This window comes from Mucilaginibacter sp. GW822-FHT03E02 (assembly GCF_058801545.1).
The window spans coordinates 5,154,733-5,180,173 of sequence record NZ_JBXANJ010000001.1 but is presented as its reverse complement, the minus strand read 5'-3'; the positions used below and the strand labels follow the sequence as shown (position 1 = coordinate 5,180,173).

Annotated in this window: 16 protein-coding genes; 5 read left to right on the top strand and 11 right to left on the bottom strand. The window is 51.4% G+C overall.

All coding sequences use genetic code 11. The features are described from left to right. The first annotated feature begins 19 nt into the window (after positions 1-19). On the top strand, positions 20-2,467 hold the full coding sequence (locus tag AC1RM2_RS21470; RefSeq protein ID WP_492987211.1) for a zinc-dependent metalloprotease: 2,448 nt from the start codon (positions 20-22) through the stop codon (positions 2,465-2,467). Positions 2,468-2,843: 376 nt separating this feature from the next. On the opposite strand, the gene AC1RM2_RS21465 is transcribed toward AC1RM2_RS21470, so the two are convergent. From AC1RM2_RS21465 to AC1RM2_RS21440, 6 genes are all read right to left on the bottom strand, one after another. Further along, positions 2,844-3,554 (bottom strand): hypothetical protein, encoded by a 711-nt coding sequence (locus AC1RM2_RS21465; RefSeq protein WP_492987210.1) that lies wholly within the window; start codon positions 3,552-3,554, stop codon positions 2,844-2,846. Further along, positions 3,551-3,877 carry a hypothetical protein gene (locus AC1RM2_RS21460; RefSeq protein ID WP_492987209.1) on the bottom strand — a complete coding sequence of 109 codons (327 nt, stop codon included), beginning with the start codon at positions 3,875-3,877 and terminating at the stop codon, positions 3,551-3,553. Before AC1RM2_RS21460 ends, AC1RM2_RS21465 begins: the two co-directional genes overlap by 4 nt. A 223-nt stretch (positions 3,878-4,100) precedes the next feature. Next, the gene (locus tag AC1RM2_RS21455) at positions 4,101-4,763 is read right to left on the bottom strand and encodes an N-acetylmuramoyl-L-alanine amidase (protein WP_492987208.1); all 663 of its coding nucleotides are present in this window, start codon (positions 4,761-4,763) and stop codon (positions 4,101-4,103) included. A 252-nt stretch (positions 4,764-5,015) separates the two neighbouring features. Continuing rightward, entirely contained in the window at positions 5,016-7,889 is a 2,874-nt protein-coding gene (locus tag AC1RM2_RS21450; RefSeq protein WP_492987207.1) for a hypothetical protein, read from the bottom strand. 16 nt (positions 7,890-7,905) lie between these two features. Beyond that, positions 7,906-8,712, bottom strand: coding sequence for a S1/P1 nuclease (locus tag AC1RM2_RS21445; RefSeq protein ID WP_492987205.1), 807 nt, complete (start codon positions 8,710-8,712; stop codon positions 7,906-7,908). 225 nt (positions 8,713-8,937) lie between these two features. Then, on the bottom strand, positions 8,938-9,516 hold the full coding sequence (locus tag AC1RM2_RS21440; protein WP_492987204.1) for an N-acetylmuramoyl-L-alanine amidase: 579 nt from the start codon (positions 9,514-9,516) through the stop codon (positions 8,938-8,940). A 497-nt stretch (positions 9,517-10,013) separates the two neighbouring features. Between AC1RM2_RS21440 and AC1RM2_RS21435 the strand changes: the two genes are divergently transcribed. Further along, complete coding sequence (locus AC1RM2_RS21435) at positions 10,014-11,579, top strand: NUMOD1 domain-containing DNA-binding protein (RefSeq protein WP_492987203.1); 1,566 nt, start codon at positions 10,014-10,016, stop codon at positions 11,577-11,579. A 394-nt stretch (positions 11,580-11,973) separates the two neighbouring features. Here AC1RM2_RS21435 and AC1RM2_RS21430 read toward each other — a convergent pair whose 3' ends face one another. From AC1RM2_RS21430 to AC1RM2_RS21420, 3 genes are all read right to left on the bottom strand, one after another. After that, positions 11,974-13,050 (bottom strand): acyltransferase family protein, encoded by a 1,077-nt coding sequence (locus tag AC1RM2_RS21430; protein WP_492987202.1) that lies wholly within the window; start codon positions 13,048-13,050, stop codon positions 11,974-11,976. Between the two features lie 228 nt (positions 13,051-13,278). Further along, positions 13,279-19,254, bottom strand: a complete 5,976-nt coding sequence (locus AC1RM2_RS21425; RefSeq protein ID WP_492987201.1) for a DUF2341 domain-containing protein — start codon at positions 19,252-19,254, stop codon at positions 13,279-13,281. Between the two features lie 386 nt (positions 19,255-19,640). Continuing rightward, on the bottom strand, positions 19,641-20,006 hold the full coding sequence (locus AC1RM2_RS21420) for a hypothetical protein (protein WP_492987200.1): 366 nt from the start codon (positions 20,004-20,006) through the stop codon (positions 19,641-19,643). Between the two features lie 64 nt (positions 20,007-20,070). Here AC1RM2_RS21420 and AC1RM2_RS21415 point away from each other — a divergent pair, with 64 nt between their 5' ends. Further along, entirely contained in the window at positions 20,071-20,682 is a 612-nt protein-coding gene (locus AC1RM2_RS21415; protein ID WP_492987199.1) for a SipW-dependent-type signal peptide-containing protein, read from the top strand. Between the two features lie 19 nt (positions 20,683-20,701). On the opposite strand, the gene AC1RM2_RS21410 is transcribed toward AC1RM2_RS21415, so the two are convergent. Beyond that, positions 20,702-21,958, bottom strand: coding sequence for a type II toxin-antitoxin system HipA family toxin (locus AC1RM2_RS21410; protein WP_492987198.1), 1,257 nt, complete (start codon positions 21,956-21,958; stop codon positions 20,702-20,704). A gap of 1 nt (position 21,959) precedes the next feature. Continuing rightward, entirely contained in the window at positions 21,960-22,280 is a 321-nt protein-coding gene (locus AC1RM2_RS21405) for a helix-turn-helix domain-containing protein (protein ID WP_492987197.1), read from the bottom strand. 135 nt (positions 22,281-22,415) lie between these two features. Between AC1RM2_RS21405 and AC1RM2_RS21400 the strand changes: the two genes are divergently transcribed. Beyond that, positions 22,416-23,174 carry a DKNYY domain-containing protein gene (locus AC1RM2_RS21400; RefSeq protein WP_492987196.1) on the top strand — a complete coding sequence of 253 codons (759 nt, stop codon included), beginning with the start codon at positions 22,416-22,418 and terminating at the stop codon, positions 23,172-23,174. Positions 23,175-23,365: 191 nt separating this feature from the next. Next, complete coding sequence (locus tag AC1RM2_RS21395; protein WP_492987195.1) at positions 23,366-25,327, top strand: PKD domain-containing protein; 1,962 nt, start codon at positions 23,366-23,368, stop codon at positions 25,325-25,327. Positions 25,328-25,441: the final 114 nt, after the last annotated feature.

The window sequence follows — 25,441 nt, the reverse complement described above, 5'->3', positions numbered from 1 at the left end:
ATAAATGCTCAATAAAGCAATGAAGAAGTTATTTTTAATAGTCTTTTTATTAACTGCCTCGTATACGTTGCGGGCGCAGCTGCCGATACCTTTGCCCGGTCAGGACACGAAGAAGCAACAAGAGCAAGCAAACAAGATAGATTCGCTGCAATCGCTGTTGAATAAGAAAAAGAACAAAATACGGCCCTTTAAATCGGTTATTACCAAAAACGCGGAGGCACATATAGGCCTGTTTTCAGTGTATATGGTACGCGACTCTGTGTTTCTTGAAATCCCGGATACCTTACTGAACCGGGATATGCAAATGGTTACGCGTATAGTTCAGGGAAAAATAAGCGCCACCCCGTTAACCGGTGCCAAATACCCTGGCGAGAGCCTTGATGAAACGGCCGTTTATTTCAGGACAGCACCCGACTCCACCATCAACCTGTTGTCTGATCTCCAGGTTAACCAGGCCGCAGCGGGAAGCCGCATTGCAGCCTCGGTTGCAAATGCCAATACAGATCCCATTGTTCAAACATTCCGGATTGTGGCATTGGGAAAAAACAAGTCTTCTTTTGTGGTAGATGCAACAGCTTTTTTTAAAAACCCCGGCCCGATTACCAATATCGGAAAGGCAGTTGCCAAATCTGTTAATGTGGAGTATGTGCATGCATACCCGATCAACGTGGAGATAGGCCTTTACAGGATCTCGGGTGAGATGCCAATGACTACCAACACCTCATTTATTTTGCTGCCTAAAGTACCTATGCAGCAGCGGTTGTTTGACCGTCGCGTGGGTTTCTTTGCCGATTATGTGAATTACTTTTCCGACGATCAGCAAAAAGTAGAAAAGCGTGAGTTTATCCTGCGCTGGCGACTGGAACCCCGGCCTGAGGATGTTGAGCGCTGGAAACGCGGCGAACTGGTGGAGCCGGCAAAGCCTATTGTTATTTATGTTGATCCGCATACGCCGAAGCAATGGGTAAAATACCTTATTTTGGGCATCAACGACTGGCAGAAGGCTTTTGAGCAGGCGGGCTTTAAAAATGCTATTACCGGCAAAGAGTGGACATACCCCGACAGCGTTAATTTAGACGATGCCCGTTACTCGTTTGTACGCTATTTGCCCTCTGAAGAGATGAACGCTTACGGTCCCAATGTGCATGACCTGCGCAGCGGCGAAATTATACAAACCCATGTTGGCTGGTATCATAATGTAATGGCCTTGCTTCATAACTGGTACATGATCCAGGCAGGTGCAACAGACCCACGGGCCCGCAAAGCCAGATTTGACGATGAACTAATGGGGCAGCTTATCCGTTTTGTTTCCTCGCACGAAATTGGACACACGCTGGGCCTGCGGCATAACTTCGGCTCCAGCAGCATGACCCCTGTAGAAAAGCTTCGTGATAAAAACTGGCTGAAAGAGCACGGCCATACCGCCTCTATCATGGATTATGCCCGCTTCAACTACGTAGCACAGCCGGAAGACAATATCCCCGAAGAACAACTTTGGCCGCATATTGGCGAGTATGACCGCTGGGCCATTGAGTGGGGATATAAATATTCGGACGCACAATCGGCAGAAGCGGACCGGAAAATATCCCGAAAGCTGACCACGCAAAGGCTGGCAGCCAACCCACGGCTTTGGTTTGGAAGCCAGGAACAGGAAAAAAGAGGTAAATCGGCACGTATGGATGATCCACGCTGCCAGACGGAAGACCTGGGCGACAACAACATGACGGCTAACGCCTATGGTATCAGGAACTTAAAACGTATTTTACCCAACCTGCCGGCCTGGAGCAAGGAAGAAGGCGGTTTTTATACCAGCCTTGGGGATGCCTATCGGGCGCTTACAGTTCAGTTCAAGGGCTATATGAGCCAGGTGATCACCAATATCGGCGGGGTAAAACGAACATATCAGAACGAGGAGACGAACCTTGACGTATATGCGCCGGTACAGCGCGCCAAACAGAAGCAGGCGCTTGCCTTCCTTAACCAGCAACTCTTTACAACGCCGCTATGGCTGCTTAACCCTTTAGTGACAAGTAAGGTTGTAAACCCGCTGGGCCAGAATTTTGTAAGCGATCTGCAGGTCAGGACATTGAATACTTTGCTGGACACCGGTACGTTTGCGAAACTGGCAGCAAACACCGCCCGGTTCGGACGGACCGCTTCCTATCCCGCCGAAGAATTTCTCTCTGATCTGCACCGCGATATCTGGGGTGATCTGGCTGCCGGCAAGCCCATGGATACTTACCGGCGCGATCTTCAAAAAACGTATATAGGAGCGCTCGCAGATGTAATGGCCTCCCTGGACGCAAATGTTACGGAAACGGAATTCTACGGACTGGCCAGGACTGACCTGGAGCGTGTGCTCAGTAATATGACAACATCCCTGCATAAATTTTCAGGGCTTGACAGGGTGCATTTAAAAAGCCAGATAGCGGTTGTTCGCAAGATACTGACCGCCAGACAGGAATAATTATGCTGAACTTTTGGGCAAATATGATTGCAAAAGCAATGAAATCAAATCAGGATATGGAAGCGCCAAACGTTTGGTTTCCATCGCGCTGAATGCAAAAGCTTCTGCCGGACAATGGTCAGAAGCTTTTGTATTGTAAGTTAGCCCTGCTTTTTTTATTTACAAGGTTTCAAGCCGGTCGTTGGGTTTTTCAATACAATAACCGGCTTTAAGTCCCGTCCAATGGCTGATTATACAAATTCCGGAATTAACCGCAAGCGCCCGCCCGATTCTGATACATCAAAATACCGTATCAATCTTAATTTTCGGCACAAACTGATTAGGGTCCTAAAGTCTTACTTTTATATGACCGCGATCCTGTGCTTTTTTAAGTTACTTAGAACCTGATGGAAGAACTGATCATTGAATTTAAACAAATAATTGGTCTTACTGATTTTGAAGAAAATCTTATCAGATCGGCATTCATACGGCGAAAATTACGCAAGCGGCAATATTTACTACAGGCAGGTGATGTATGCAGATATTTAGCCTTTGCTACCAGGGGCTGCTCACAGGAGAATGGCGTATTCGTGTAGCAGGCTTTGACACGAATTGCTTGCTGGCGTTTGTCCAGATCGAGTAAAGTAAAATAGATATGCCCGACTTGTATGGCATAGCCCTTCTTGAACCATTGTACAGGATAAAAAGTGGCGGCTGATTCTACAGGCTTGTCAGGCACCAGATCTATCCGTTGTTTGACGATACCACTGATACCCGCGCTGGCGTCGGAAGCGGCCTGCAGGGGTGACGGGGCATTTTTCAGCAGGCCGTCCGTTTGCTTGCTGATGGCCAGGGCTTCTTTGCGGCCGGCAGCTGTTTTTGCGTAAGCATCATTTTGTAACCTGGCCTCTTGCTGATCACTTTGGTCCAATGCGGCCAAACGGTTTTTTACCTCTACGCGTGTGGTATCGATTGTTTTGAAATTGCGTTGTGCAGTGGCGCTCTTCTTTTCAATCTGGTCCTGGAACTTTTTGCTGTCTTCACATTTTTTTTCGTAACCCGCTACTGCATTGATAAAGGAAGTGTCGGCTTCTGCCAGCACTTTCAACCGGCTGATCTTGCAGATGATTCCATACTTGGCTTGCTGGGTGATCGAATTATCTTCGAGGGAAAGAACAAGTTTTGCAGCATACTTTCCTGGTCGTCGACTTTTTTTAACCTGCGTTCCGTATTCTTCTGAACGTATGTGCTGCCGAAGGTGATAAATCCGGACAAAACGGCGATGATGAACAGGCGGAGCGTTTCCTGCCGGTAACGTACGCGGTCGCTCTTTTGTTTTTCTTTAAAACCGGCGATATCGAGGATGACCTTTAATTTATCTAATTCGGCTTTATCTTTCGCGAGCAGTTCGTTATCTGAAGGAATTTCCATATGGTTTGGTTATTTCGGCATTACCGGTAAGGATAAATGGCCGATGGTTAACAAAAATCAGGGGGAGCTGACTTGTATTTATTGAGTTGCAAACGGAGAATTTTAGATTTGCCCCCAACTGAAGCTTTTTTATCAGGGAACAGTGGCATGCAACAAAGCACGGGGCTGACTAAGCCCCTGTCCGGCGTACTCCGGCCGTGAAAATGCCCGTTCTGATAAAATATTAAACGTGGTCCAGCGCCTGCAGGAGCGCGATCAGTTCAGGCTGGGGATGGCAGTCCTGCTTATCGCCGGGAATGCGGTAAGAGGTATGTGTCCATATCCCTTTGACGCCGCCTATGGCATCTTTGCTTACATCCCACATACCGGGGTGGTAGGTTTTAGGAATGCCGTATTTACCACAAAGGTATATCAGGAGTTCCTTTACAGCGGTCAGCTGTTCCGGGGAATACTTTTCAAAGGCCGCATATCCCCTGAAGGGCGGATTATATAGCTGTACGTTAGCATCCGGGATGGCACCGCCCAGGTAATTTACCCAGGTACCGTTCTTTTTGGTCAGGCCGCCCCAGCAGGTTATTTCAATGCCGATGCTTTGTTTATGGAGCGTATCGCAACGCGTTGCATAGTCATTGAACCCAAGGCCGTGAATTAGCGCTGCCGGTACCCCGAGGTGGGCAGCATAATACCTGGAGTCGAACGCGTTCTGGATAATACCATCTTTCCCGATAACGAAAGCTGTGGCGACGGCGACGGCGTCAGTTTTCCAATAGTCGATGTTGCCCTTCGCTGATGGGCCGCTGGCGGTATGATGGATGACGATTTGACTCTTGGGGAATACCAGTTTATGGTACTGGTTTTCAGGTAGCGGGTACTGTTGGATGTCCATGATTAGATTTTTTTTATATGTATGATTTTAATTACCTCGTACTCAAAGTGACCATATTGATAATAAGTAACTTTCGTGCTATAAAAAAAGATAATCAGTATTCACTGCTCCGTTGGTTATCATGACCGCACAGGCCTTTCATATTTTAAGCGATACAGGGGCCTTACGCCTGTCGCGTACTTTTTCATTGCCTGCTTTTTGAGCCGGGCTTTTGGATTACCTGTATTCCACCGGCTTACGAGGCCGCTGGTCTTACTTCTTTTTCCGTTTTATCCCGAATTGCTGAAAGACGGGGTCCAAAGCGGAGGGACTAAGCTCGGCGCTGTGTGCCATGGCTTCGAGGGCCACGTCTGAAATTTGCCACCCCAGGGGAAGCACGGGCCAGAATTTTCTGTTGCTGAGTTTATATGGCCGGGGCTCGAACCGGACATAGTTGTAGCCGGCAGCCTTCAGGCGGCTGTTGACCAGGTCGGCCCGTTTGGCGTTGGCACCGCCCAGGTTCAGGGCTCCCAAAGGCGGGCCCAGCGGCTCATAAAAACTTTTGTCATAAACCGGGGTTGCTATTTCCGGGATACTGTTGGGCAGTGACAGGATATTGATGCTGATGTTGGCCAGCGCCGGGTGGCCTGCCAGGAGTTTTTGCCGTACCTTTTCAAATACCCGGATGACCTGCAGGGAGGTTTCCCCGCCGGAGTTTTCAATCGTACCGCCGTCTGTAAAATGCCGGTTATGATTCAATTTGGCGGTCGGGCTGACATAGGGAAACCGGGCGCTCAGGAAACCGGCAGTGCTCAGGCGCATGCCGCCCCTGCCCGGGATTTCCTGTTCCGGGAATATCGCCGACGGAAAATCAAGGCTGTCCAGTAATACCGGTGCAACAATCCCCTTGTTGCCGGAAGTGATGTCATAGGTATTTGAAAACAACAGCGGAAGTTCCGTATGGCTGCCCTTCCACATATCGGCGATTTTATTTTTCAGGTTAACATCATGATCCCCAGCATTCTTTTCCCAATCCATTTCCATTAACCTTGCCCTGTCCGGTATGCCGGACAGCCCGAAACTGGAGTAAACGAGGTCCCGCCCTAACAAGGCGATAATATCTGACGTCAGGTTATCCGTGCTATAAAGACGGAAGGATGCCTGGGGATAGAAGGCGCTGTCCCTGCCGGTATCATCGAGGTGGCGGTAGCGGGTGCCGGATAGTAACATCAGCCCTACTGTACCGCCCGACGCCCCTGAATAGGAAAATGCATAATGCTGAAAACCCAGTTTACTTGCTTTAGCGGTGTCAGCCCTCATTTCTTTGTCCAATTGCCCGATGGCCATGGTCGCCCATATGGAAGCCCTTATGCCTCCGCCGTAAGCGTTGACAAAATAAACCGGGTATTTCCGTTTTCCCGACCCGGCGTAGGCGGCGATCTCCTTTTCCCGACCGAGCAACCATTTTTCGGTGTACGTACGGAGCGAATCCTGGGTCCTGGCACAGGAGGTGTCCCTGCCCGATGCTGTTTTACACCGTGAGGTGTCTGTCAGAACTGCGACGCCATGGTAATTGGTAATGCTGCCGGCCGCGCCCAGGAAGGCAACGGTTAACAGCAGGCTTATCCAGGTAATGCCTGTCTTTTTCCCGATAAACATCAGATAAGAAAAAAAGAGGAGGTAGCCGGCTACCGCGAAGAACACGAAAGGCATTGTATAAAACCGGGACTTATAAATAAACAGGTGCAAAAAGGACGGCCAGTTACAGGCGATAAAAAAGATGAGGCACGCCAGCCCTGTCAGGGTGATGAAGGGCGCAACGGGCCACCGGGCAATGGCGGCGCTGCAGGTCCTTAAGGTAGTGGTGATCAAAAATATAACCGAAAGGATGAACAGGTCCAAAGCGAGATGGATAATGGCATAGGGCTGCGTATTTTCTTTGTCCATACCCCATATGGCGATCGGGACGAGCAGGACTGTGATGGTGATGGCATATCTGGCGATATGGATGCCGCCGCCCGGTTTTTTAAAAAAATGATCTATCCAGTGGTGCTCCAGGATGATCTTGTACAGGATGAGGATGACGGCCATAACGGCGATTGGCGGGATACCGCTAAGCCAATAATCCATGTGGTAATTATCCATTACCTTTAGGATGCCGGTGGCAGGAACGAGAAACCCGGCGGCGCCCAGCAGACGGCTGAGATCTACTTCCGCCTTTTTCCGGTTACCGGTGGCGGGGTCAACCTCGAAATCGACCGACCTGAAAAAAAACTGGGCGTAATTCAGCGCGCCTTTGTATTCCAGTACCTTTGGCAGGTACCAACACAAAAGCGCGATGACCGTCGTGGAAAAAAGAAAAAGGGATACCCCCGTCTTGCTGGCGTTTAGCGATAGCAGCAGGTCCTGCCCCTGGTCGCTGACATACAATACGGCAAAGACGATGAGCAGTGTAAGCAGCATGACGCGGAAGCGCCAGAATAACTGCACGCCTTTACGTAGAAAACCGGTGGCCAGTTCCAGCCACCATAATGCGAGATTGGTTACGATAAACTGCCATAACAATGCACCTGCGACAATAAACAGGACAAGCCATTTCAGACGGCCGGGATAGCCGACGATGGCCGCATCCGGTAAGTTCAGACGATGGTACTGCTCCCAGAGGTTTAATATTTTCGATGTGCCCAAATCTTCTATTACGTCGAGCAGGCCGGCGAGGATCGTCAAAACGGCTGCGACACGATAAAATATGTCCCATTTGGCATTGTAGCCCGCATTCCTAACCAGGCGGGAGATCAGCAGCAACAAAAATGCGACGTAAAATGCGATAAAAGCGTAATCGGCACGATTCTCATCCAGAACGGCCTGTGTTCCCTTAACCCGAACAATATCGGGCTGGTCGTTGTCGCCGTACATAATAAGGTTCTTATACGTAGCGTCCCAGTCCCGTAACATGGCGTTCCTGGCCGTATTATCTATATTCACTTCCCAGTTCAGAATCCCTTTCGGCGCATTCAAAGTGGTGACCAGGAATTTATCTTTCTGGGTCAGCGTCCCGGATATCAGGAGTCCTGCCGTTACCAGTAAAAATACCGGGCGAAAATTAGGGGTCAGCCAGCTGCTGATTTTTTGATAGATCGTTTTCATAAAATGGGGGCTGAATTCAGTTTTTAGCGAATGCTTTTTCAAGGACGCCGGCTAACCTGATGGAGGCGCAGACCAGCTGTTGCCGGACTACGGACACGTTGGTGTCAAGGTAAGCGATGGTTAGCGGGGTTGTTTGGTGCAGGCTGGGATGGCAGGCGTATACTGCAGGCAGGCAGCTGCGTGCCTGGGCAAGCCATGCCTTGGTATCACCCCGGGCAATCATTTGCCGAGCCGGAACGGATAGGGTTTTATAGTAGGCGGTGCAGGTTTGCAGGTTGATTTTTCCTTCCTGTATGATGACGTCATCCCAAACGTGGTGAAGGTTGTTACCGGCAACGTTGAACTTTGGGGTGGTGACGGCATCTGAATTGCCGCCAAGGTCATAACCGTAGCCCACGTGGAGGGGCTGGGTGATATCGCCCATCAGGTGGAACAGGATTCTGAGGTTTTGTTTAAGGCTGTCCGCGCTGTAGGCGTGGATATTGCTGAAGGCCCCGATCACCCGTTTGAGGTTATAGACCGCATCGTTCCTGCCGGCGACCTGGGCATAGGTTTGGTTGGCTTCCATGTTCACAAAATGCCATTTTTTCATATACTTATATTTCAGCACATAGTTAATCCGGACGGAATCCATCCAGACCGCGGCGAGGTCTGCTGTATAGTGAGGGCCTAAGGCGTTTAATACTTTTTGCCTGGCCTGGGGGCTGAGGATGGAGAGGGCGGTTTCTACGACGAGGCGGTGGCCCTGGGCACCCCAGGCGATGGAAGCTGCGGGTTTGATTAAAGTCGAAAGCAATGCGAGGATGACGATGAACTTTTTCATAGCTACTGTTTAGTTTGGTTGAACCGGAGGATTAACGTTTTCCAGTTTCCGGACAAGGAACTGAAACCAATTTTTTCGTCCTAACTTTTAAAGTCCCGGCAAACATTATTTTCCATAATATTTGCCGGTTGAGGGGTTAGCAACTTGTTCTTCATCAAATTTAAGGCATAGCCTGGATCCCCCCTACCGTATTTTTACGGTAATACGTAAGTATTTTTAACTTATTTATACTTCCGCATTGACGGCATGTTCACCGGGTTCTATATGGTGCAGGGCCTCTGTGACTTCCAGGATGACCGCAGCTTTGACGACGTGTTTTCCAGGGCATCCTTTGTGGGTTGTTTTTGGGTCTTCCTTGTGCAGGCGGATGGTCCCGGGGTCAAACCCGAGCGTCCGGCACAGGATGCTCATGGCAGCTACGGCATTCTGCCGTACGGCAAGGCCCCGGCCACTGTCGAAGGCTTCGGTTTCATATTCACCTAACATTTCAATACCGAATGCCATGCTGTTCCAGGAGGGCGAGTGGACGCCGGGTGTCGTCAGGGGCGTAAAGGCCCATATTTGTTTGTCGTCTATAAACAGGTGCGGGCCGGCACTCCAGTGCTGGTCGTCGCGGTAATACGATTGCAGGCCGAGTATGTTGGCTTTGCTAAGGCCGTTCGGGCGCTGGGCAAGGCTTGGCACGCTGGTGTTGTGCAGCACGATGAAGGAAGGTCTCCAGGTGGTCCAGTGGAGTGATTGGCAATAAGTGGCGAATTCTTCCGGTTGGAAGCTTTGTCCTACAATGGGTTTCCAGTTTGGCATAATTGGTAAGGATCAGGAGGTTAATGGTTTGTCTAATTTAACTATTTAAATATTAATAAGTTAAGTATTTTTAATAATTATTTTTCAATATTTATCAGCGATAATTATTTAACTGGGCACGGATTAATTTTTCCGGAGCATCGGGAAATTATTCGTTATTGTTAAAGCGAGCAGAATTTTTGAGGTGGACCCCATGGCCACAGCGGCTGCGGAGCTTGGTGATCGTTAGGTATCAAACCTGCCGGTACCCCGTTTAGCAAGCTGCGGCAAAAGCTTCCTGCCCCGCGCCCCGGGAAGAAATGCCCCTGCCGGCTGTTGGGTTTTGACCACCATTAGCATTTAACATCAAGCTGTTAACTGCCAATAAAACCGGCGAAGCGTGGCCGGCCAGATTATTTTCTCCACCTGACTGCAAAAATCTGGGGCTGTATTGTTTTATTTTTACATGGAACAGGATAATTTCATAGCTTTATTAACAGTGGACCAATTACCGCCAGATGTCTGAAAAACAGTTAACAATCAATATCCCGCATTACCAGAATAAGCAACTGGAAAATATCGGCGGCGAAATATGGAAAGATATTCCGGGACTGGAAGGCTATGGCATGATCTCTGATTTGGGCCGCGTCAAAAGACTGGCCTATGAATCCGTCGATGAATCGGGGCGGCTGATGGTGTATGAAGAACGGATACAGGCCCAAAAGGTCCAGCGAACTTTTAATAACTTCAAGGAGGATTACAAAGTGCGCCTTCAATCGCGGATCCAGGTGGAGAAAGTATCCCATTCCATCTCCGTGGGCCGGATAGTTTATTATTGTTTCGTAGCGGAATTTGATCTTTCAGACCAGGCTATGTACGTATCCTACAAAGATGGTAACGGCCTTAATGTGTTACCGGGCAATCTTTTCCTGACAGACCTCTCCGGCCTTCAGCAGCGGATCATGAAGGCAGAACGGAAAGACCTCCACTTCGGGCACAGCGAGGAAAACCAAAAAGTGTTTACCCAATTGGGCCGGGAGGTTAATATTAAACGGGTGAGCCAGTATGATATGGACGGGAAGTTTGTAGCTGCCCATGAAAGCATGGCAGCTGCGGCAAAAGCTACAGGTATTACTATCTCTGCCATCAGCAACGTGGTTCGCAGGAGAGGAGGCTTGCTTACAGCGGGGGGATTTATATGGCGCCTGGGCAGCAGTAAAAAAATGATCCCGGTAAAAAGAATACACCAGGCGATCAGGGCGGCAAAAGGGTCCCCTGTCAGTCAGTATGACCTCGATGGAAAGAAAATAAACACGTATGACAATATTACACAGGCTGCAAAAGCTGTTTCCATGGATCGGAAAGCGATTAGTGATGCCATCAATGGCGGTGTTCTGGTTACGGCAGGATCGGTCTGGCGGAAAGGAGAAGCGGAGCAGATTGATACCCATAAAGAACGTACCTCTCTTTCTTTACGAAAGGGATATACCATCAGCCGTTACGATCAGGATGGAGCCAAACAGGCTACCTATACCAGCAGTAAGGAAGCCGGTGCTTCCATAGGAGTACCGGTAGAAAGGATCAACGCTATGGCCATACGGGATGACCTGTTGCTGGATGGTTCCATATGGCGGTATGGAGATGCGCCGCATCTGCCACAGGCAGAGGTAGACCAGGTAAGGAAAAATCTCCGGGAGGAAAAGGCCAAAGAAATTACCCAATATGATTTGGAGGGGAAACGGCTTGCTTGTTTTGCCTCTGTAACAGAGGCCTCCCGGTTGACAGCCATTGCTGTATCTGCCATTACCGGCTGCACCAACGGATATAAGGCAACAGGAGCTGGATATCTCTGGAGGAGAGGCTTGGGAGATGTCCGGCTGGTGTTGCCCGGTATGCCCCGCCCCTTAGGCAGTAAACAAAGAAAGGCAATAAGTCAATTTGATCAAAAAGGTATACTGATCCGCCACTTTAAAAGCATTAAGGAGGCTTCCGAAAGCCTGGGTATCCATCATACGACGATCTCATCAGTATTGAGAGGAGATAACAGGACAGCAGGCGGCTTCATATGGAAGAGAAAGCGTTGAGCAAAACAGCGGGCTTGTATACGCCAAAAGGCGCTTTATCAACCTGCCCGGCATAATCGTTTACGTACAAAATCCGCAAATTAAAATTTTGTTCCGCAGCAGGCGATCCCTCGTTAATGGATATCCCGGGAGGCTGTCCATGCCATTCCGTACCAGACAAGTAACGCTTTTGTAGGATGAAATGATGTATCGGCTGTTCCCGGCTTAAGTCCTGAATGTAAAAAAACTGTTACCGTTCTGCTCCCGGGAAATGAAGCCGGCAGAACAGGTACAAATAAAGCATAGAAACCCTATATTTGATCTTCATTGCAGGCATCTGCCTGTAATTGTGATAAGGTTTAGGTTTAAATCCCCGGGCAGCGAGTGCGAGGGGATTTTTCATTTTTGAGCGGGTTTACCTGAATTTTGCTTTCAGCTTTAAGAACCTCAGCTCGAAGTAGTAATAGGATAAAAAGGCCGTCAGGAATAAGGCGGGAACGTTGAACCACGGGGAATCACTGTACTTAAACGTGTTGGCCCAAGGCTGACGGTACAGGAAAATCTGCTGCCAGATATACAGGCTGTACGACAAAACACCCAGCCGGGTCAGTATTTTCGTGTTCAGGATTTTGCACAGGAGGTCGTCCGGGTTACTGACCACCAGGTAAATAGCGGCAGCGATCAGCAGGGCGGAAAGCAGGGACATCGCGTAACCCGTGTCCCCGGCTATCCAGCCGGAGAGCCTGAGGGCTGTGGCGGCGGCCAGCAACGGTAAACTGGCATAACGGTTTAATTTCGCGGACAGCTGCCCTTTAAGCACCAGGATCGACAACACCGAGCCCGCCAGGATGGATGTCGTGCCGTTTTCCAGCAAACCGCGCAGGAAATAAGCGGATTCAAAAAGCAAATGATGAGCCGACAACCCGCGGCCCTGCCGTATCGTCAGGTATTGCAATGCGGGTACAAGCAGGATAACCGCCACGACCAGCCAGGTGTACGTCCGCACATCACGGACAAGCACAAGGGGAAAGATCAGGTAGAACTGCTCTTCAACCGACAGGGTCCAGAAGTGCCCGCTGAACCAGTTGGCAGTATAATGGAAGCGGATATTCCCGATGTACAATGCCGCCGCTGCAAAGGAACCGGCCGAAAGCCGCAGGTCAAACAGGAAATTGCACAAAAGCAATACCGCCAGGAACAGGTAGGCCACCGGCATGATCCGCAGCGCTCGCCTGATATAAAACCGGCGGAGGGAAACGCGCCCGTTTTTTTGCTTTTCCCGGAGCAGGAGCGTCGTGATCAGGAAGCCGCTCAAAACAAAAAAGATATCGACGCCCGCGCTGCCCAGGGCAGGCAATGCCATCCGGGTGTTTAACAGCAGGTGGCCGGCCAATACCATCAGGATCGCTAAACCCCGCAGGCCGTCGAGCCCGGGAATATGAGGCTGGTCCAAAACTCCGGGGACAGCTGTTCGGTCTTTTACAGGAAGCATTTCCAATGATACGCATTTCCGGCTGTTCCGCTATGGACATGGCCGGAGAATAGCTAAAACCAGGCATTTTTTTAGGTGCAGGGCCGGAAATCTTCGCATCAATGAAGCCCGGACCATCCCCGGCAGTGCTCTCTTTTAGTTGAGCAGGTGGCTGTTCAAGAACTAGCCGGCCTGCCAAATCCCCCCCATGCTGTGTACAGGGCATGCTGCTTTACTTGCTATCCGGCCCTATCTTTTGATAAACTTTTTTGTACCGACCAGGTTCCTGGTCGCTTTATCGGTAATTTCTACAATATAACTTCCGGGTACCAGGCCGGTAACCGGTTGCTGTATATTATTTCCATCGGATTCCCTGAAAATTACTGTTTGGCCTATAGCATTAGTTACGCGCAATAAAACTTTGGCCGGTATACCTGTATTTATCTTGATGGTAAATTGCGTTGATACCGGGTTGGGGTACAGGGTAAGCGGATCGCTGTAGCTGTTATTGGACTGGGTATTTATCGCTATCACCTTACTGTAGGTAACAGCGCCGAAAGGATCGGCTTGCTGCAAACGGTAATAGTTGATACCGGCGGCGGGCGACCTGTCCAGATAGGTATACACGCCGCTCCCGTTGCTTTGCATCGATTGTAACGAAACAAAGGCGCCCGAACCGTCCTTTCGTTCGATGTTAAACCCGGTCAGGTTTCCTTCGTTTTCCGTTTTCCAGGTTAGCAGTACCCCTTCTTTTACGATCCTGGCCGAGAATCCAAGCAGGCGGTAGTTATAGGATGCCTTTTTATGAAACACCAGTTCAAACCTGTTCGCGCCAAAACTTGTAGTATCGGTTTTATCAATATTAAACAAATACTGGCGGTACTTGCTGAAAAAGAGCGAATCTTTTTTGTAGTGGTCAATCAGGTAAACATCGTAGCGGGGATCAAGGGAGTCAAAGCCTGTTGCCGACAGGGTATCGGCGTTTTTGGAATTGGTTACGTTCACGTACAGCTTAATCCGCGTTGCCGAATCAACCGCATGCATGCGGTTAATGGAAAGCATAGTTGAACTTAAGCTACCATAACTGGCCAGGGTAGATATATTCCCGATACCTTTTAAACGGTCTACGTCATGAAACGGCTCATATTCATTTTTCGAATCGGGGTCGAAAAGGATCATGATATCGTCGGTATTCACCTGGTCGGCAGCTAGTTTCACCCGCAGGAGCTGTGTTTTGGTTTCCTTAGGGAGCCCCATCAGTAAATACAAGGTGTTGCCCAGCGAATTAGGCTGTACGGTAGTTTTGGCGACTTCGTTAAAGGTTAATGCAGCGCCTGATCCGGTGGCCTGCACAAAAAAGCCCTGGCCGCTGGCGATGTAGCGCGTGGCGTTGTTGGTGCCGATCCCGCCGGATGTTAACGCCGTGTAAGCACCGAAGTTTTTACTGGTATAATTAAACACATACATGGTGGCGGAAACTGATGGACCGTAAATACCATTGGTTGAACTGCTCTGCGAAAACGTATCCCAGTCAATCGATGAGGCGTAAGGGTTGCCAACCAGGTTGTACCCGGTCTGGACTTTGCTCAGGGTGGTGCTGCTGTTCCACCATAGTTTTACGGGTATGCTGCCCTGGTTAAGGGTGCCAACCGCGACTGACGTAGAGGCATCCGGGTCGATAAAGTTGCCGCCGTAGGGATATTGTTTATTCAGTGCGGTGACAGAGCTCACATTACTGACATTGTTCCCAATGTAATATAACAGGTAGCCGTTACCTACCGGGAGGGTTGTGGTCGCGGTCGTGGTGCCGGTTCCGGTGTAATAGGAAAGGGTATTGCCCAGGATATTGGTCAGCCCCTTGTAATTTCCCGAATTGAAGGTCGAATTGCTGGCAGGCAGATCTTCCCGGTATAAATAAACCGAGGGGTTGGTATTGGTCACGGTAAACCCGCCGCCTGTTCCGGTGGGCCCACCGGTCATGACGCCCGAGAATACCCCCGAATTGGTATTCAGGTAAGCCAGGTTATAAACTCCGGTTGCCGTATTGACGGGCGAGGACAAAATCCGGTAGTTCCGGGTATTGGCGGCGATGGTACCTGCCTTAAAATATCGTTCGGCGTAGACGTTGCCGGTAATACTGTAGCCGCTGGGTATCGCATCAACAGACGCGGTTTTCGAGCTGCCGCTTTTAAGTACCATGATGGCCCCGGACGCCACCGCGAGGTTTCCTTTGGTGATTTTGAGCTCGCTGTAAATATCCAGGGTATCGCTGTTGATCGTTACTGTCCCGCCCGCCGAATTATTCAGTTCCATCGTGCCTACGTGGGCGTAACCGGTAGAGGTTGCACCATTATAGCTTTGCGCGGTGCTGCTTCCGTTCCAGGTTATTTTTGAGGTGTTTAAATTATTCCAGTCTATTTTCCCGGTGCCCTGGTTATAAATATTACAGGCAACACTTAAATTGGCGCTCAGGCTTACGGTAGCTGTGCCGCTTAGGGTAAGCCCGTAAACAGCAGCATCGGAATTAATGGCAATGTTCATTCCTGTAGGTATGACCAGGGTAGCTGTACCATCAAAGGCCGGCGCCTGGTTGGTTGTTCCGGCAGTCGTATTATCCCAGTTGCTGGCATCAGTATAGGTACTTGTAACCCCTTTATAGGTATAAGTCAGCGCACCCGGTATCGCCGCGGCGTTGGTGGTATTGGTGATGGTGGTGCCAACCGTCGTAAATGTTGCCGGGCTGTTTTGATTGCCGTATTCCGCTTTCAGCCAGTCGGCGGTTTTGGCCACATTGCATACCCGCGGCTCGTCGATGATACCATTAAAATAAAAGCCGGTCCCCCCTTCGCCAACGCCGATGTACATGTTGGTGTTCCCGGTCGGGTTGGTACTGGTTGTTAAAATTTTATATTGCGTTCCGTCGACATAAGTACTCAGGGTGGAACCGGTATAGACGCTCTGGATATAATGCCACACCCCGGTGGTAAAGGGCGTTGGATTGGGCGTGCTGCTCCTGTTGGCCGCGACGCCCCCTTCAGATTCCGGGATATTCGTTGTAAAAACAGACATCTTGTACCCCCCGCTGGAATAACCGCTGGCATCCTGGTTGGTCATGACTTTCTGATCCAGGCCAGTCGCGCCCAATTTGACCCAGGCCGATAGTGTAAATGGCCCGGTAACCGAAACGGCATTGGTGGTGATTTTTTTACTGGAGCCGTTAAAACTGTAAGCGGTACCGATTTTGCCGGTAACCAGGTCGGCAGAAGTCATCCCGCTGGTCGTGCCGGTATGCCCGCCCGCGGTGCCGTCGGCCACCGAACCGGTATAGCTTGCCTCGTTAAAATGAAATACGGCCAGGTAGTTACTCGCCCAGGTATTGGCAAAGAACGCGGTATTATGGGTAACCGTGGGCGATTTGGACCCGTAATAAAATGTGATGGTATTGTTTGCCGCATAAGTTAAAGAGGGTATCTGTACCCAAACCAGCAGGGTGCCGGTCGTCTGGTTATAACTTTCGACCTGGTAATACAGTTCGCTGCCGCCGCTTACAAAGGCAAAATCATAATTGGGGCCGTTGGGATTTTGAACTTTGTCGGTACAGGTATTGGCAATGATCAGGTTGTTATCCTGGATGCTCAGCAGGGCCGGGAAATTGCTCAGATTGGAGGTAATCCCGAGGGAAGTGGTGTTTAACGTGACGGTTTCCCCGAAAGCGTAATTGCCGTAAGTGGCCAGGCCGACGGTCACATTTTGCGTGGAGGAGGATGTACATCCCGCCGCATTGGTGATATTGAGGGTGACTGTTTTGGTGCCGGTTGTCGTCCATTGTACCGAAAACGGGCCCTGCCCCGTGCCGGTGGAGGGGCTGCCGCCATTGAAATCCCAGCTGTACGTAGAGGTAGAAGGGTCTGTTCCGGTATAGGTAATGGTGGCATTCGAATTCGTATTCACCGACGCCGTTGCCGTAAATGTGGCCGAAGGCAGACTGCTCAATGTTGCGGTTACGTTTAATTGTGATGTGCAGCCATTGGAGCCGGTTACCGTCAGTACATAGGTACCGGCGTTGACTGCGGCGGCATTGGCGATGGTGGGATTTTGCAGGGCTGATGTAAAACTGTTGGGGCCTGTCCAGGCGTAGGTGGCCCCGCTTACCGTGTTGGCCTGAAAAGTCAGCGTGCTGCCGGGGCATACCGGGGCGCAGCCGGCGCCGTATAACGTATACACCTGCGCGGCGGTCAGCTCGGTTTTGTAAACAGCGATATCATCCAGAGAGCCGTTAAAAAAATAACTGGCCGGGGCGCCTGGCCAGCTTGCTAAGTTATCATAAGCAACCCTCCAGTAACCAACATATGATCCGGCTGATGTCATGGTGGCATCGCTTGCTTGTAACGCGCCATCGACATACAGGTTGGCCCCGTTCGTGGACGACAGCGTGACTACGGCATGGTGCCAGGCGCCGTCAGCGTAGGACGCTGTTGTATTGATCGTTTTATAAGTAGTGGAAGGCTTGACGCCAAAGTAGAGCTGCCCGCTGTTGTTCATATAAATATGCCGGTCGTAGGCGGTAACGCTGGAGCCCACCTGCGACGAGCCAAAACCGACCAGCTTCCCCCCTGCCGAGCTGGTTTTGAACCAGACACTGATGGAGAACAGCTGCGGATTCGTGGCGATGGGCAACGATGTGGCGATATACTGGCTGGAGCCGTTAAAAGTATAGGCGCCGCTTGCGGCCGCATACCGGTCAGCAGCCAGCACGGGGGCGTTCTGAAGCACGCCATTGTTAAGGTTACCCGAGATATCATTGGCATTCCCGCTAAAGGAATAGGAAAGGAACAGGTTGGCCGTCGGGCCGGTTGGTGCAGTCGCCATGACCGGCGCGGCATTGACCGTAGCCGTTACCGCCGTACGCGGCGTGCTGGTCGCGCCGTTTTGGGTATAACTGACGTAATAGGTGGTGGTGGCGGTTAGTGTTGGCGTAGTAAACGTGGCAGTCGCCGCCAGTGATGAGCCCCCGGTGAGGGCGGCATACCAGTTATACGTCCCGCCGGAAGGTGAACTTCCTGAAGCGGAAAGCAGTACCGTACCCGTGCCGCAGGTGGAGCCGCCGGCCCCTGTGGGGGCAGTGGGATTCACCGTAATGGTCACCGTCGTGCTGACCACCGTGGCGCCATTATAAGCGGTGACCGTATAGGTCGTTGCCGCCATGGCCGCCACCGGCGTACCGCTGATACTGCCCGTACTGCTGTTAAAACTCAAACCGGCGGGCAAAGCGGCGCTCAGAAAGTAGCCGCCGGTTGGGGTGGTTTTATTCATCACGTTGCTAAAATAGGCCGAGGTAAACAGCACGCCCTTGCTGTCTACGGCCATCCCCTGAGGGTCGTTGATCGCTTTGCTGGTCAGCAGGGTGCCGCCCGGATTATAAACGTAGACGGTATTGGTCGTTGCATTGTCGCTAATGTAGAAATTCCCGGCGCCGTCAATGGTAATGGCCTGCGCGGAAGTATAGCCGCTCAGGAAAGTAGATTGAAATGTCCCAGCAGCGTTGTATTTGGTGACGTTCCCGGAACCGTTGTTTAACACATAAATATTACCCGATGCATCCACCGCTACACCAAGCGGAGTGCTTAAATTAGTAGTAGGTAACGATAGTAAAAGCGCACCGCCGGTGCTGTACTTTTTTACCGTGACAGCGCCCTGATCGGCAACGTAAAGGTTATCTGAATTGTCCATAGTAAGCCCTAAAGCATAATTCAAGCCGCTGAGTATCGTAGACTGGTATGCACCCGCCGAATTGTATTTAAACACGCTGCCGGTACCAGGTGTTGCACCCAAGTTCAACACGTAAGCATTGCCCGAGGAATCAAAAACCAGGTCTTTGGGAAAAGACAGGGTTGCGCCCGTCCCAAAGGTGCCCAGGTAGGTGCCGCCGGCATTGTATTTACTGATGGTATTATTACCGCTGTTGGTTACATAAATATTGCCAGAAGCGTCGATGGCTATACCCCGCGGGTTGTTTAACGTAGCGCCGCTAAGTGCGGCGGCTGTTCCAAAGCTAACGGCGGCAACCGTCCCGCCGGAAACCGTTGGTGTCAGGGTCGTAATCGTCGTACCCGTCGTGTACACATTGGTTGAGGGCGAATAAGAAATAGAAAGGGCCGCGAGAACACGGTTATTCTGCAGCGCCAGGGCAAGTGATAAATAAAGACAAATGAAACGGGCGCTCATAGACTCTGGGTATAAGGTAAGAGGTGGCTTTACATCATAAAGTCTTTATACGAATACCCGCAGTAAAAGGTTTAATTATTATGTATTATTAAGCCATTTTCAGCAACACTGTTTAAACCCGGAGTTAAACAGCACCAGCTGGCTCCCAGCGGGCAGGAGCCGGATAAGCCGGCCCGGAGCCCCGGGGTAAAATCACGCTGTTGAACCGCCCCCTGCCGGCACCGGTATCAGGCCCGGGAGCACAGTTGGTGGCAGGGATGTGAAAAAAAATGACGATACCTGTGGTTTCGCAGGCCGGCCTTTGAACCCGCAGGTCAACGTGAAAATTGGTTTTACCGGCCGGTGGCTGTGTTTGAAGAAGCCGTGGACTTTTGATGCTGCCGGGCTTAAAGCGCCCCGGTAACAGCGGGTGCTGGCTGGGACTGGTCCTGCCCATACAGGCTGGACGCCTTGGGCACCGAAGCCAGGTAGTATTCGGTATCGAGCACCGACCGGAAAAAGAAGCCGATGGCTGCCCTGAAGTCCCCGGCGGAAACCCGGCTGACGGGCCGGTTATCCCGTCCGAGCGCTTCAAACAGGTAGCGGCAATGCTCGACGAACAAGCCTTCCTCCCGGTAAAGCACGGCCTCCATCAAAGCCGTACCCGTTCCGGGCGCGGCCTTCATACCCTTGATGACGCTCATTTTAAACGGCGGTTCAATTACCTCCACGGTCGTGAACCCGATTTCTATATGTACCCTGTATGCTTCCATTCCTGTTTGATCCAGGCATAAAATTACTAATATTATTAGCAAATAAAAATGATTTTTGTTAATTTTGAAAAAATCAACAGCGATGGCAGATTCCCGTACACTTATCGAAGTCAGCGCGTTTTCCGGACTGGCGGGCGCCTTGCTGACGCAAATCATCACGGGGACTTTTGCGTTTTTCACCGACAGGAGAAAGTACCGCAACGAGGCCAGGAGCCTTTACCGTGCAAAAAAGACCGAGATCGGCGAAAACTTCTTTTACATGACCGGTGAGAAAATGGCGGTGATCAAGAAGAATATCGATCACTGGAAGAACTGGAACGATTCGAGGTCGGAATCGAGCCTGGAGTTTCTGAATAAAGAACTGGCCCGGCTGAACGCTTATATTGCAAAGCTGGACGCGGAAAACTGGAAATTTAACCTCATCGGCCTCTACTTCGATGTTACGCTCAGCCATAACGAGGTGATCGAAGCGAATGCCCGTTCACAGCAGCGGTACCTGAAATTTCTGGATATTGCTCACCAGATCAAAAATGCGGCTGAAACCGAAAAGGAAGCCTTATACGGGGATTATGCGCTGGCGCTTTTTGACATGTGCGCGCAGTATGAAGACCTCTATGCCAAAATGGGTAAAGACATGCAGATGGTCAGGACGGCCCTGCTCAGAGATATGGCCTGAGGCGATGGAGCCGGGCTGTTTATACCGTTAAAAATGCGCCCGCCATGAGTTCCTTTTCTTCCTGCGGGATGCCGTACTTATGGGCGGCCTGCCGCCAGGTTTTAACGGCTGCCCGGACCTGCCCGTGGATGGCGTTTGCTTTTTTGGCGGTCAGGCGGTACAGGCCGGCGGTTCGCAGGGCCAGTTCGGGGTCCGGGGTGTTATCATCCCCGGTAATATTCAGGTGCAGTCCCTGACCGCCGCTTTCGGCGTTCAGGTCATAGGCCGGGGACAGGTGCCAACCAAAGGCGTCCAGCAGGAAGCCGTGGTTACCAGGGTGGTCATTGGTATTGCTGATGTAAATACTGAACATGATCCGCCGCCAGAGTTCTTCGAGGTCCCGGTCGGTGCTTCCCCCGTTCCTGGCCAGGAATTCGGCGAGTGCGAGGTAGCTCAGGCGGTCGGTACCACCGGGGAGGCTTCCCGCATAACCGAGCAGTGTCCGGGCGGAGGAAAAATGGAGGCGGCGGCCGACAGGGTTCCGGTCAAAACGTTTGGTCAGAAAAATATGTTTGCCGGAAGCGCAGCACAGGGCCCGCGATTCGGACATCCGGAGGCCCGAGGCGATAGCGAGCTCATAGGCCACCATTTCCCAGGCGCCGATATCCCGCCGGTCGTCCAGGGCCGGGAATTTCGCGATCCAGAGTGCGCCCTTTTCATCGGCAAAACCGGCCTTGGGGCGGGTGCCGCCCAGGGACATGCCGGCTGACAGCAGCAGTTCCGGGGGGGTCCTGCTGCCTTTCTCCAGCAGCAGGCTGGCTTCAGCGAGTACGCTTACCTGGGCAAGGGTAGGAACGGTAGCGCCCTGCATATCATTACAGAACGGTTCTTCGGAACCGGGTTTAAACCGCAGGCCACCGGCGCGTGCGTGGTCGCTCACCCCGAGTAAATAATCAATATCGGTCAGCTGCCGGGCTTGCCGGTCTTCCTTTCCGGCCTGCAGCGCCTCCCTCCTGTCCATCAGGAGCCTGCCCCAGCTCCCCGGGACGGAATCCAGCAACAGGCCGGGGCCCTGGCTGTCCCTGCCGGGCACATGCAGTGCGGCCTGGCAAAGGCGCAGCTCGGGGTCCAGGATTTGGGCAAACAGAACCGGCAGCCAGGTACTGGCATAGGCGAAGGTCAGGCTTTCCAGCCCGGACTCGTTAGCAATGTCCATGGTGCCTACCAGTGCCGGCTTCCGGATTTTCGGCCAGTCAGCGTAGACAAAAACCTTTCGGTTCCGTGTTTCTCCGTCCATATTATCGTTTGATACTGTGTTGCGGAGCCCTTTCTTTCACTTCCATCCCGAGTTCCTGCAGTTGCTGTTCCAGGGTCTCATCCCGCCCGACCAGCAGCAGGTCATTCTCGAGGTTAAGGACGGCGAGCACCTTCAGGTAATTACCGATCGACACGGTGTATTCGCCCTGTTCGATCCGGTAAACAGTGGGGCGGCTGACCCCGGCCCGGTCGGCGACCTGCTCGGAAGTTAATTTCCGCCGGAGCCTGGCCATCTGGACATTTTCGCCGAGTTCAGTGATAATTTTTTCCCAGGAAGGAAATAGCTTGGATGAGGCTGACATAAGGGTTACTCTTTTTTACAATGATAGTATTATTTACTATAAAAACCATAAAGCAGGCAGCCCTGCCCCTTTCGGTTATATGGGGAAAATTCCGCAAATAATGTTAATTTCGTTCATGAATTCAACAGCCGCGATATGGGCAAAGTCAAAATAGCCGCTATACCTGTTATTCTTCTTTTCCTGGTTTTCCTGGGCTGGGATAGTTGTAATAACTACATTAAACGCGGGAACAGTGTTTACTATGTGTACGAAGAGGAACTGACCGGCAGGCGCGACCGTGCTGTTAAAGGTGCAGACCCGCAGAGCTTCCGGGAGCTGAAAGGTAATTCCTACGGTAAGGACCGGCGCCAGGCCTATTTCCAGGGCGTACCGGTCCCCGGCGCTGACGCGGCTTCTTTCGAATCCCTGGGTAATTTTTATGCGCGTGACAAGTTCCGGGGTTACTACGAAGACACGCCCGTTAAAACGGCCAACGGGCGGAATTTCCGGGTCATCTCCACCTATTATACCACGGATGGCAGGGACGTATTTTATAAAACGAATCCACTGCATGTCGCATCCGTTAAAAATTTTCGTTTCGTTTACCCCTCGGGTGAAGATGACTGGGACAGGTGGACAACCGACGGCGTATCCTATTTTAACCAGGATCGCAGAATCCCTTCCAATGACTACCGGCACCTGGTGTTATATCCCAGCAGCGGGGGTATTGCCCGGGACAGCCGCTGGGCCTATTACGGGGACCATAAGCTCAACGATGACGAACAGGGGCGAAAGGTAATCGATACCATTGATATCGCCAGCTTCCGGGTATTGTACGGGGACAGGTGCCAGGACAAATACGGTGTTTTTGAGGCTGGCCTGGGCAGGCTGGCGGCTGACAGCCCGGCAAAGTGAGGGGTACTGTCTATTTAGTATAGCGTACCGCGCTGTCCTCCTGGTGACTTAGGCGAAAAATCACTTTCGTCCGGACAGGCTAAATTCAAAAAAACGGATTTGCGTTCCGGCATATTTTATTATCTTCAAAAAATATGTTGCCGAGGCCAGTCACAACCATCTTATGGGTTATCGTATTCGTTATCACTGCGTTGAAGGCCGGTGCCGATTGCGGTAATGCACGGCTTTTGAGCGAGGTCAGCTCCTATTGTTCCGGCAGTACGGAATTCAGCAATGATAATACCGAAAAAACAAGCTGGTTTAAATTTGTGGCCATTGCCGCGGATATTAACATCAATGTGAGCGGAAAGGGCTCCGGCGGGACGCTGTTAGCCCCGGTTATCCGGATCTACAGCGACTGTAACGGTACGGAACTGGTGGGTACGGGTATATCCGAGAATAACGTGACCAGTCTCTACAAGGGCGGCCTGGTCACCGGGGCCACGTATTTTATCGCCGTTAGCGGGGAGAACAAAACAACGGGCAGTTTCCAGCTCTGCCTCAACAACTATAACCCGGTGCTCAAGGCCGGGCAGGACTGCGCGACGGCCTCCTACCTCTGCTCGACCCAGGCCATTTCGCAAAGTAATGTCAGCGGTGCAGGGACGAACAGTAACGAAGCCGCGGGCACCTGTCTCAACGCCGACGGGCTCACTTCCGAATCCAACAGTGTCTGGTACAAATGGCAGGCGGCCAACAACGGCACGCTGGTCTTTACGATCACCCCCAACAGCATCCATGATGATATCGACTGGGTGCTTTTTGACCTGGGTACCACCGGGGACTGCGCCAATGTGAAAGCGGTCAACGCCATCCGCTGCAAAGCGGGCTATGGGGTTGACAATATCGACTGCCCCGGGGACAGCATTTATTTTAAAACGGGGCTGGATTTCAAAGAGACGGACCTGTCTGAGCCGCCAGGCTGCGGCAAGGGGCAAAACGGTAAAGTAAAATTTATCACGATGCAGGCGGGCCATGTGTATGGCCTGCTGGTCAATAATTTTTCGAGCGGGAACAATGGTTTTACGCTCGCCTTTACAGACCAGGCGGGTAAAGCGGGCACGGGGGAATTCGTGGGCCCGAGGCCGGTGATCGCCTATAGCGGCAGCAATGATTGTACGGCTGCGCAGGCGTATACTTTTAGCAGTCTGTCCACGGGTTACGAAACGCTCCAGTGGTCCTTCGGCGAGGGGGCCAGCATGGCATCGGCCAGCACGCCGGGGCCGCATAGGCTTACTTACGCTACGCCGGGTGTTAAGACGATTACGCTTACGGCGCAGTCCGCAGGCGGCTGCCAGGTTATCGCCACCAAACAGATCACGGTTGGCTTTACCCCTTCTTTGCCGCAGATCCAATTGAGCAAGCCTGCTTATTGCCTGAACGACACCGCGAGGTTAAGCGCCCAACAACCCGCAGGTACAGGCTATCACTGGACGGGGCCCAATAATTTCCGGTCGGATTCGACGGTGGCGGTTATACCGGTTACGGGCAGTGAAGTGGCCGGCACCTATAACCTGTCGGTCACTTACAACCAGTGCAGCAGCGCGGCAGCCAGCATTGAACTTCCCGCTCCCCTACCCAGCCCTGTTGCCGCCTTTGATACCGATCCGTCGAACACGACGGCGCTTTACGGCCCGCTGGCTATACAGTTCAAAAACCGGTCGGTCAATGCAGATAGCTATCTTTGGGATTTCGGTGACGGCAGCACTTCCACGGAAAGCGAGCCGGGGCATACGTACAACAACAAGGGGGAATACACGGTGAAGCTGACTGCAACCAAGAACAATTCCTGCTTTTCTTCGGTCAGCAAAGCGAACCTGGCCATCATCCAGCAGGACAACTATATCTTCATCCCGAACGCCTTCAGCCCAAACGGCGACGGCATTAACGACACCTTTAAAGTGACGATCACGAATATCAAAAGTTATCATATCCGGATCTTCAACCGCTGGGGCCAGGAGTTGTTTGAATCAAATGATATTAATCAAAGCTGGGATGGGATGTATCAGGGGCGGGCGGTGCCGTTTGGTGTATTTTATTATGAAGTTAAAGCCACAAGCACCGTCGGAAAAAAAATTAATCAAGGGGGATACGTCATTATAATAAAGAACTGAGCAATAAAGATATAGATTGACTGAAAATCTATGGATATCTTTATCTCGTTTAATAAATTGTTTTTGTTTTATATAATTAATCATCAAATAAATAAACCACATCTTTGTTTTGTT

Coding starts and splice junctions, on each gene's coding strand:
- AC1RM2_RS21400 (WP_492987196.1), top strand. CDS start 22,416: ATGGGCAAAGTCAAAATAGCCGCTATACCTGTTATTCTTCTTTTCCTG.
- AC1RM2_RS21425 (WP_492987201.1), bottom strand. CDS start 19,254: ATGAGCGCCCGTTTCATTTGTCTTTATTTATCACTTGCCCTGGCGCTG.
- AC1RM2_RS21430 (WP_492987202.1), bottom strand. CDS start 13,050: ATGCTTCCTGTAAAAGACCGAACAGCTGTCCCCGGAGTTTTGGACCAG.
- AC1RM2_RS21445 (WP_492987205.1), bottom strand. CDS start 8,712: ATGAAAAAGTTCATCGTCATCCTCGCATTGCTTTCGACTTTAATCAAA.
- AC1RM2_RS21450 (WP_492987207.1), bottom strand. CDS start 7,889: ATGAAAACGATCTATCAAAAAATCAGCAGCTGGCTGACCCCTAATTTT.
- AC1RM2_RS21470 (WP_492987211.1), top strand. CDS start 20: ATGAAGAAGTTATTTTTAATAGTCTTTTTATTAACTGCCTCGTATACG.
- AC1RM2_RS21455 (WP_492987208.1), bottom strand. CDS start 4,763: ATGGACATCCAACAGTACCCGCTACCTGAAAACCAGTACCATAAACTG.
- AC1RM2_RS21410 (WP_492987198.1), bottom strand. CDS start 21,958: ATGGACGGAGAAACACGGAACCGAAAGGTTTTTGTCTACGCTGACTGG.
- AC1RM2_RS21420 (WP_492987200.1), bottom strand. CDS start 20,006: ATGGAAGCATACAGGGTACATATAGAAATCGGGTTCACGACCGTGGAG.
- AC1RM2_RS21440 (WP_492987204.1), bottom strand. CDS start 9,516: ATGCCAAACTGGAAACCCATTGTAGGACAAAGCTTCCAACCGGAAGAA.
- AC1RM2_RS21435 (WP_492987203.1), top strand. CDS start 10,014: ATGTCTGAAAAACAGTTAACAATCAATATCCCGCATTACCAGAATAAG.
- AC1RM2_RS21405 (WP_492987197.1), bottom strand. CDS start 22,280: ATGTCAGCCTCATCCAAGCTATTTCCTTCCTGGGAAAAAATTATCACT.
- AC1RM2_RS21460 (WP_492987209.1), bottom strand. CDS start 3,877: ATGGAAATTCCTTCAGATAACGAACTGCTCGCGAAAGATAAAGCCGAA.